Consider the following 8,814-nt stretch of genomic DNA (forward strand, 5'->3'; position numbering starts at 1 on the left):
CCCTCTCCCCTTCCCCCTGGCCGCCGGAGGCACCCCGCATCGCCTCTCCCGGGCGCGTCTTGACATGGGCGTGCTCCCGGCGTAGCCACGGGAATATCGGAGAACCAGACAGGAGGCTCGACATGACGACACGGCGAAACATGGTCACAATGACTCTGCTGCTGACCCTGGCCCTTTGCCTTGCCGGGCCGCACCCGGCAGATGCCGGGGACACCATCGTGTCCGAGGTCCGGGGCGGCGTCTACGCCCATGACATAAGCTTCTGGAGCTTCCACCGCGAAAACGGCGCGGACATCAACGGCGAGGTCCTCTTTGTCTCCCCCTCCTTCCTCGAAGCCGTCTGGTCCCCGCGCCCGCACCTGGGGGCCACGGTCAACACCAGCGGAAACACCTCCTTCCTCTACTCCGGCCTGACCTGGGAATATGACCTGCCCGCAGACTTCTTCGTGGATGCCAACCTCGGACTGGCCGCCCACAACGGTAAACTCGACACCGACAATCACAAACGCAAATCCCTCGGCTCGCCCGTGCTCTTCCGCCTGGGCGCTGCCCTGGGCTACAACATCACCGAAAAAGTCAATATCTCCATCCAGTTCGAACACATGTCCAACGCCTACATCGTTAGCCCCAACGAAGGCATGGACAATGTCGGCCTCCGCCTCGGCTACCGTTTTTGATTAGCGGGGATGGGTGTGGTTGTGTGGGTGAGAGATTCCGGGGGAAAACTTTTGAAAAAGTTTGCCCCCGGACCCCCCTTTCAAAACTTTTTGGGTCTACGCCGCCTGTGAGGGCAGGCGGGCAAGGCAGTGCCTGATGGCGGCGTAGAGGGCCGCCCGGCCACGCCAACGCGCCCCCCCCCTCTTTGAAAATCTTCCAAGAAGATGCCCGCCTCCCCGCTCATCTACCCCGTCTCCGCGCAGCGGAGCGCCAAAAAGTTTCGGAAGGGAGAGGGGATGGGGGGCCAGGAGGCATTCCCCCCCTCTACGCGTCGTCGAACAGGGCGCGGATTGCTTCCGGGTCGCGGGTTGTGCCCAGGGCGCAGATGAGTCGCAGCCGGGCCTTGGGTCCGCCCAGGCGGCCGCAGAGGATGATGCCGCGCTGGGCGAGATCGGCCCCGCCGCCGGGATAGCCGTAGATGGGCCAGACCCCGCCCTCGATGCAGCGGGTGGCGAGCACCACGGGGATGCCCTGGTCCAGGCACTCCACGAGGGCTGGAACAATGGCGGGCGGCACATTGCCAGCGCCGAATCCTTCAACGACAAGCCCTTGTATTCCCTTAATTCTGACATGATCGACAAGTGATCGGTCCATTCCCGTGAACGCGGTCAGCAGGGGCACGTTGGCAGCCATGTTTGCAGGCTGGAGCTTGCGGCGCGGGGTGTGTGCCAGGGCGCGGTCGGCCAGGATGACGGACTCGCCCGCCACATAGCCCACGATGCCGCCCTCGCGGGACTCGAAGGCGTCCACGTTGAGGGAGTTGACCTTGACCGCCTCGCGGGCGGCGAAGAGGCGGTCGGTCATGAGCACGCAGGCCCCGGTGCCGGGCGGCAGGGGGAGCAGGCAGGCGCGCACCGCGTTGATCAGGTTGCGGATGCCGTCGTAGCCCGATTCGGAGTAGTAGCGCATGCTGCCCGTGAGGATGACGGGCTTGTCCGAGTCGATGACCATGTCGCAGAGGTAGGCGGTTTCCACCAGCACGTCGGTGCCGTGCAGGATGACTGCGCCAAGGGTTTCGGGCCGGGCCAGGGCGGCTTCCACCTCGCGGGCCAGCCCGAGCATGTCGGCCGGGGTCATGTGCGGGCTGGGCTTGTCGGACCATGCCACCGGGCGCAGGGTCACGCCCGGCCGCTGCGGCGCCAGCTGGTTGAGCAGCTTGTGGAAGTTGCCGCCCGGGGCCACGCCGGGCATGCCCTCGGCCGGGGCCATGCCGATGGTTCCGCCGGTGAAGAAGACGGCGATCTCGCCTTGGGTGGTGGTCTGGATCATGGCAGTGGCTCCGCGTTGTGAAGGGCTTTCCTGGCCGGGCCGGGTGTCTTTCGCCCGGTGTTGCAGAGTTTGGCGCAAAGTGCAAGGCGGTCAGGCTTTGCGGGCCGCTGCGAGCAGGGCGCGGCGAAGGGCGTCGATGCGGTCCGGGTCGGTCAGCCTGTTGCCTGCCCGGTCGCGCACATGGAAGATGTCGGCGGCCCGCCCCTTGATGGTGGCGATCTTGGCCAGATGGATGGACAGGCCGTGTGCGGCCAGGGTGCGGGCCATGTCGTGCAGGAAGCCGATGCGGTCCGGGGCGGCCACCTCAATGACGGTGAAGGCGTCGCTGTCGCGGTTGTGCACCGTCACCAGGGGGCGCAGCCGGGGTGATGCGCCGTTGCGGGCCAGGGGCGAGTTGCGCCGCTCGCCCAGCCGGGTGTCGAGGTCGAGATGGCCGGTCAGGGCGTGGGCGATGGAGCGGCCGACCCGGGGCCAGACCTCGTCCACGAACAGGGTGTCGGGCGGCTGGGCCACGGTGAAGACGTCCACTGCCGTGCCGTCGGCCCAGGTGAAGAGGTCGGCGGCCAGGATGTTCAGGCCGTGCAGGGCCAGCGCCCCGGCCATGGTGGCGAAGAGCCCTGTCCGGTCCAGGGCCGCGATGGTCAGGCGGTACGTTCCCTCGGCCGGTCCTGGTTCGGCCTCCACGAGATTGACGCCTTCGCCGTTCACGCCCCTTGCTTTCGCGCCATTTGCGGCAGAGGCCGATGGCTTGCGCATCCGGTCTTCGGCCACGGCGTCCCACAGGCGGCACACCAGCCGGATGTGCTTGGTCAAGGTGTCCGCGTCCAGGGCGAGCAGGGCGCGCGGCGGCATGGCGCGCAAGGCGGCCTCGGCCGTTTCCTGCTCCGCCTCGGGGGTGGCGGCCAGCACGGCGGCCCGGGCGCGCTCCATGCGGCGCAGCACGTCAGGCTCGGCCGGGGGGCCGAGCAGCAACCGCTGCCTGATCTTGAAGAACAGTTCACCAAGGAGGGAGCGCGACCAGGTGTTCCAGGCGCGCGGGCCGGTGGCCATGGCGTCGGCCACGGCCAGGAGGTAGAGGGCATCAAGCCGCTGCGGGGTACGGACCAGTCCGGCCACCTCATTGATGACGCCATCGTCGGCCAGATCGCGCCGGGTGGCGGTGGTGGCCAGGAGCAGGTGGTGGCGCACCAGGAAGGCCACTTCGTCGATGGTCTCGGGATCGCGTCCGAAGCGGGCCAGGACATGGGCGGCGATGGACTCGCCCGCCTCGCAGTGGTCGGGCTCGTTCTTGCCCAGGTCATGGAAGAACCCGGCCAGCATCAGACGGTGGTAGTCCGGTATCCGGGCCGCGATCTCCCCGGCCCAGGGCGCGTCCGTGGCTGTGACGAGAGTCTTGCCCGGGGCCGGATCGGGCGAGGCGAACCCGGCCAGCCGGGTCAGGCAGGCCATGGTGTGTCGGCCCACGGGGTGGACGTGGTAGTCGTTGAACTGGATCAGGTGCTCCACCTGGGCGAATTCCGGGATCAGGGTCGGCAGGAGCCGGGTTTCGAGCAGTCCGTCGCAGGCCGGGCCGGAGCGCGGGGACGAGAAGATTTCCACCAGGGTGGAGAGGGTGGCCGGGCGGTCGGTCAGCCCCTCGGCGATGCGCGGCAGTTGGTCGCGGATGACCCGGCGGGTGTCCCAGGTCAGGGGCAGGCCGGAGCGCGCGGATTCGAGGAAGGCGTCGAGGACCGTGGCTGGCCCGGCCCTGCGTCGCGAGGTCAGGCGCACGCCGCGGGCGTCCATTTCCACGCCTTTGAGGGTGGCCTGCGGCGGGCGGCCCGGCACGGGGAACGCCTCCTGGAACACGGCCTCGCGCATGGCCTTGACCCGGGTCATGGCCTGATGCAGACGCGAGAGGAAAAACTCCACGGCCCGGCCCGTGGCCTCTGGCGCACTGTCTGGCGCGGGGTCGGGCGCGGGATTGAGCGCGCCACTGGGCGCGGCAAAACCCATGAGCCGGGCCGTGGGCGGCTGGAGGTCGAAGAAGAGGCGGTCGGTCTTGCGCCCGGCGCACAGGTGCAGGGCGGTGCGCACCCGGTTGAGAAAGGCCTGATCCTCGCGCAGCCGGGCCAGCTCCTCGGGCAGGAAGACCGGGTCTGCACCGATGGCGGCCATGACCCGTTCGAGCCAGAAGACCTGCTGGCCGTCGCGCAGGCCGCCCAGGCCGTTTTTCAGCTCGGGTTCGAGCATGGCGCTGGCGTCGCCGTACTGGGCGGCCCGGGTGGCGTTGTGGCGGCGCAGGCTCTGGACAAAGACGCGGCCGTGGCCGCGCAGCGCCTTGGATTCAAAGGCATCGCGCAGCTTCTGGAAGACCTCGGCGCTTCCGGCCAGGGGCCGGGCGTCCATGAGGGAGGCGAGCACCTGGAAGTCCTTGCCCGCCAGACTGATGCAGTCGGCCACGGTGCGCACGCCATGACCGAGGTCGAGGCCGAGATCCCACAGGGGAAAGAGCAGTGACTTGACGAAGGATTCCGCCGAGCCGGGAATGCGCCGGGCAAAGAGGAGCAGGATGTCCACATCCGATCCGGGGCAGAGTCTGCCGCGCCCGTAGCCGCCCACGGCCACCAGGGCGAAGTCCGGCGGATGCGCCCCGATCTCGGTCACCCGTTCCTCGAAATAGCGGTCCACAAGGTGGGTGCATTCCCAAGGAAAGCCAGCCACCGCGCCGCCCCTGGCCCTCTCGAACAGGGCGTCCCTGTCGGTCTTGAGGCGCTGGGCCGAGGGTGGGAGGCTGGGCGGGGTGTGCATGGCGTTTCCTAGACAGGCTGTTGAAAACGTCCGATTGCTGCGTTGCTTCAAAAAGGTCACAAATCCGCAGGACAGCGGATTTGGACGTCGGCTCCTGCCGACGCCCCGAAGGGGTGAGCCCCAGGACGGGGCGAATCAAATCCTCGCGTACCAGGAGTACGCTTCGGCCTTGACCTTTTTTCGCGCCTTGCACTCGAACATTTTTGAACAGCCTTCATTGTCGCTTATTACGACGGTAGACGGAGGGACAAGAATGGGCGGCGAGAGGGGGGATTCCCGCCGCCCTCGGGAATGGCCCCGTCCCGGGCCCTGGCCCGGGACGGGATGTGGTTGCCTGAATGTCTAGATGGCTTCCTCGCCGGTTTCGCCGGTGCGGATGCGGATGACCTCGTCCACGGTGGAGACGAAGATCTTGCCGTCGCCCACTTGGCCGGTATGGGCCGCCTTTCTGGCGGCCTCGACCACCTGGGCGGCGAAGTCGTCCTCCACGACCACGTCGATCTTGATCTTGGGGACGAAATCCACCTGGTATTCCGCGCCGCGATAGACTTCCTTGTGTCCGCCCTGGCGGCCGAAGCCCTTGACCTCGCCTACGGTCATGCCCTTGACGCCGATGCCAGCGAGGGCTGTCTTGACCTCGTCGAGCTTGAAGGTGCGGGTGATGATCTCGATTTTCTTCATGTGCGTATCTCCTTGGGGCTGGTTACCACTGATAGCCCGTCTCGCTGTGTTCGGCGATGTCCATGCCCTTGTCCTGGGCCGCGTCGTCCGCCTTGAGGCCGACGGTGGCGTCCACCACCTTGAAGATGACGTAGGTCATGGCAAAGCAGAAGCCCCACGTGGCGACCACGGAGACGAACTGTACCCAAAGCTGGTGGCCGTTGCCAAGGATCAATCCCTCGGCCCCGATGGTGGCGAGTACGCCGGTGGCCAGCGCGCCGTAGGTGCCGCCCACGCCGTGGATGCCGACCACGTCGAGGGCGTCGTCATAGCCGAGCTTGTTCTTGAGAATGATGGCGCCGTAGCAGATGACGCCCGCGCCGAGGCCCAGCACGATGGCGGCCATGGGCGAAACGAATCCGGCGGCCGGGGTGATGGCCACAAGGCCCGCCACGGCACCCGAGGCCGCGCCCAGGGTGGTGGGCTTGCCGCCGTGGACCCACTCGGCCACGATCCAGGACATGGCCGCGGCCGCGGTGGCCAGATGGGTGGCCACAAAGGCGCTGGCGGCCAGACCGTCGGCAGCCAGGGCGCTGCCCGCGTTGAAGCCGAACCAGCCGAACCACAGGATGCCCGCGCCGAGGATGGTCATGGGCAGGTTGTGGGGGATGAAGGCCTGGGAGCCGTATCCCTTGCGCTTGCCGATGAGGATGGCGCAGCACAGGGCGGCTGCGCCCGAGCTCATGTGGACCACGGCGCCGCCTGCGAAGTCCAGCGCACCCATCTCGCCGAGCCAGCCGCCGCCCCAGACCCAGTGGCACATGGGCGCGTAGACCAGGAGCAGCCACAGGGCCGAGAAGACCAGGAAGCCGGGGAATTTCATCCGTTCGGCAAAGGCGCCCGAGATGAGGGCGGGCGTGATGACCGCAAACATGCACTGGAAGATCATGAAGGTCAGGTGGGGCAGGTTCTCGGCCGGTGAACCCGCGTTGTCCATGCCCACCCCTTCGAGGAAGGCGAAGTCCAGCCCGCCGATGAGGCCGCCGATATCGGTGCCGAAGGCGAGGGTGTAGCCGACCACGGCCCAGAGCAGGGACACCAGTCCGAGCATGATGAAGGACTGCATGATGGTGGCGAGCACGTTCTTGGAGCGGACCAACCCGCCGTAGAACAGGGCCAGGCCCGGGGTCATGAACATGACCAGGGCCGCACAGATGAGAATGAAAGCGTTGTCGATGAAGTTCATTGTGGTACCTCCGGCGGCAGCCTTTGCAAAACCGGGGCCAAGATTCAAGGGGCGTATTTCCTTGGTTTCCACAATCTCGTGTGTTTTCGCCTTAACAAAAGTGGGAAAAATGGAAAAAATTTACCAAAGATGTAAATCGAGGCGCAATCAAAACTGTAGCCCGCCGGGTTGACCGGGTTCCGGCGGGGTCCTATGGTCGGGCAGTCTGGAGCCGTCTCCGGGCGCGAGGAGGTCCCGCATGACGCGAAGCCGCAGCGGTGTGATCGTCTTTGTCCTGCTGGCCTTGGCCGTGGGTGTGGCCCTGTCCCTGGACTACACCGACACCTATGTGGCCGACAGGTTTCGCAAGGCGCTGGCCGCCGGGCAGTATCGTCCGGGTGAGCCGTTTTCGCTGGATGCCTTTCTGGACTATCACGACTGGGACAGGATCTGTTTCGTGGCCCCGGGGCACGCGCCCGACCTGCGTAACCGGTTCGGGCTGGCCTATTCCCCGGCCATGCGGGAGGACGGGTGGAGCCTGGTATTCATCCGGGGGGATGCCGTGGTGGCCGAGGTGGCCCTGGCCGATGCGGAGCTGGCCCCGCCCCGGCCGCTGCCGGAAGAGTGCCTGGAGCGCTGGGCGACCTTTGTGAGCATCGAGGAAGACGGCCCGGCCCGCCGCCTGTCGGTCCTGGGCCACTGACCGCCCTTGGCCGCCGGATTTGGCGGGATTGTCAAAAACGTCGTTTCTTGTCTGCCCTTCCCTGAACACCCTTCGTACCACGGCCCGTCAGGGCCGTTTCCGTCTCTGCCGCACGAAGCCGCCTTACCCTTCTGCGGTTAGCGGACATCCCGATCGCGGACGCCTATGAGATAGAGGATGGAGTCGAGCCCGAGGTTGGAGATGGCCTGGCGCGCGCCCTTTTTGACCTTGGGCTTGGCGTGGAAGGCGATGCCCAGGCCCGCGAGGTTGAGCATGGGCAGGTCGTTGGCCCCGTCGCCCACGGCGATGACCTGTTGCAGGCTGATGCCTTCCTGGTCGGCGATGGCCTGAAGCAGCTCGGCCTTTCTTTCGGCGTCCACGATCTTGCCCAGGGCGCGGCCCGTGAGCTTGCCGTCCACTATCTCCAGCTCGTTGGCGTAGACATGGTCGATACCCAGCCGCTCCTTGAGGATGTTGCCGAAATAGGTGAACCCGCCCGAGAGGATGGCGATCTTGTAGCCCACGTTCTTGAGGGTGGAGATGAGCCGCTCGGCCCCTTCGGTCAGGGGCAGCCGCTCGGCCACCTGGCGCAGCACGGATTCGTCGAGGCCTTCGAGCAGGGAGAGACGCTTGCGCAGGCTCTGCTTGAAGTCGAGCTCGCCGCGCATGGCCGCCTCGGTGATGGCGGCCACCTGTTCGCCCACGCCCGCCTCCTTGGCCAGTTCGTCGATGACCTCGGCCTGGATCAGGGTGGAGTCCATGTCAAAGGCCACCAGCCGGCGGTTGCGGCGGAAGATGTTGTCTTCCTGGAAGGCGATGTCGGCCACCAGCTCGGCCGAGATGTCGAGGAATTTCGAGCGCAGGGCCGCGATGTCCGGGGGCGTGCCGCGCACGGTGAACTCCACGCAGGCGCGGGAGTTCTGGGCCGGTCGGCCGGTCAGGGGCACGCGGCCAGAGAGGCGGTGGATGGTGTCGATGTTCAGGCCCGAGTCGCTGACCACGGCGGTGATGGCCGCGATCTGCTCGGCCGAGATGGACCGCGCCAGCAGGGTGATTATGTGCCGCTGCTTGTCGGCCTCGCCCACCCAGGAGGCGTAGTCGGTCTCGGCCAGGGGGTGGAGCTTCATGGTCACGCCCAGTTCGTGGGCCTTGAAGAGCAGGTCCTTGAGCACGGGCTGGGAGTCGTGGGGCAGCCGCACGAGGATGCCCAGCGTCAGGAAGTTGTGGATGACCACCTGGCCGATGTCGAGGATGTCCACGTTGAATCCGGCCAGCACCCCGGAAAGCTCGGCAGTCAGCCCCGGCCTGTCGCCGCCGGTCACATGCACCAGTATGATCTTTTCCATGCGTCTCGCTCCCCTGCGCGGGTTTTGCGGACCTTGGCACAAATCGGGTCGGCAGTAAATGGCGCGGGGTGGGGCGGGCGGCGGGCGATGGAAAGGAGGGAGAG

7 protein-coding genes are annotated in these 8,814 nt (G+C 66.9%); 2 read left to right on the top strand and 5 right to left on the bottom strand.

Features of this window, described 5'->3' with window-relative positions; all coding sequences use genetic code 11:
• Positions 1–122 precede the first annotated feature (122 nt).
• Entirely contained in the window at positions 123–677 is a 555-nt protein-coding gene (locus tag QQS14_RS15555; protein ID WP_285907934.1) for an acyloxyacyl hydrolase, read from the top strand.
• 304 nt (positions 678–981) lie between these two features.
• On the opposite strand, the gene QQS14_RS15560 is transcribed toward QQS14_RS15555, so the two are convergent.
• The 4 genes from QQS14_RS15560 to QQS14_RS15575 form a co-directional block, all read right to left on the bottom strand.
• The gene (locus QQS14_RS15560) at positions 982–1,986 is read right to left on the bottom strand and encodes an asparaginase (protein ID WP_285907935.1); all 1,005 of its coding nucleotides are present in this window, start codon (positions 1,984–1,986) and stop codon (positions 982–984) included.
• A gap of 90 nt (positions 1,987–2,076) precedes the next feature.
• A complete protein-coding gene (glnD, locus tag QQS14_RS15565; RefSeq protein WP_285907936.1) occupies positions 2,077–4,776 on the bottom strand; it encodes a [protein-PII] uridylyltransferase in 2,700 nt (899 codons plus the stop codon).
• Between the two features lie 342 nt (positions 4,777–5,118).
• Positions 5,119–5,457, bottom strand: a complete 339-nt coding sequence (locus QQS14_RS15570; protein WP_285907937.1) for a P-II family nitrogen regulator — start codon at positions 5,455–5,457, stop codon at positions 5,119–5,121.
• Positions 5,458–5,479: 22 nt separating this feature from the next.
• Positions 5,480–6,682, bottom strand: coding sequence for an ammonium transporter (locus QQS14_RS15575; RefSeq protein ID WP_285907938.1), 1,203 nt, complete (start codon positions 6,680–6,682; stop codon positions 5,480–5,482).
• Between the two features lie 238 nt (positions 6,683–6,920).
• On the opposite strand from QQS14_RS15575, the gene QQS14_RS15580 reads away from it, so the two are divergent.
• Positions 6,921–7,364 (top strand): hypothetical protein, encoded by a 444-nt coding sequence (locus tag QQS14_RS15580; protein WP_285907939.1) that lies wholly within the window; start codon positions 6,921–6,923, stop codon positions 7,362–7,364.
• A gap of 137 nt (positions 7,365–7,501) precedes the next feature.
• On the opposite strand, the gene serB is transcribed toward QQS14_RS15580, so the two are convergent.
• On the bottom strand, positions 7,502–8,710 hold the full coding sequence (gene serB / locus QQS14_RS15585; RefSeq protein ID WP_285907940.1) for a phosphoserine phosphatase SerB: 1,209 nt from the start codon (positions 8,708–8,710) through the stop codon (positions 7,502–7,504).
• Positions 8,711–8,814: the final 104 nt, after the last annotated feature.

The sequence above is a fragment of the Pseudodesulfovibrio pelocollis genome, assembly GCF_030282845.1.
In the GTDB taxonomy this organism is placed as follows: domain Bacteria; phylum Desulfobacterota; class Desulfovibrionia; order Desulfovibrionales; family Desulfovibrionaceae; genus Pseudodesulfovibrio; species Pseudodesulfovibrio pelocollis.

What these genes read in the sequence shown, in the direction of transcription:
- QQS14_RS15560 (WP_285907935.1), bottom strand. Translation starts at nt 1,986, where the DNA reads ATGATCCAGACCACCACCCAAGGCGAGATCGCCGTCTTCTTCACCGGC.
- QQS14_RS15570 (WP_285907937.1), bottom strand. Translation starts at nt 5,457, where the DNA reads ATGAAGAAAATCGAGATCATCACCCGCACCTTCAAGCTCGACGAGGTC.
- QQS14_RS15580 (WP_285907939.1), top strand. Translation starts at nt 6,921, where the DNA reads ATGACGCGAAGCCGCAGCGGTGTGATCGTCTTTGTCCTGCTGGCCTTG.
- serB (WP_285907940.1), bottom strand. Translation starts at nt 8,710, where the DNA reads ATGGAAAAGATCATACTGGTGCATGTGACCGGCGGCGACAGGCCGGGG.
- glnD (WP_285907936.1), bottom strand. Translation starts at nt 4,776, where the DNA reads ATGCACACCCCGCCCAGCCTCCCACCCTCGGCCCAGCGCCTCAAGACC.
- QQS14_RS15555 (WP_285907934.1), top strand. Translation starts at nt 123, where the DNA reads ATGACGACACGGCGAAACATGGTCACAATGACTCTGCTGCTGACCCTG.
- QQS14_RS15575 (WP_285907938.1), bottom strand. Translation starts at nt 6,682, where the DNA reads ATGAACTTCATCGACAACGCTTTCATTCTCATCTGTGCGGCCCTGGTC.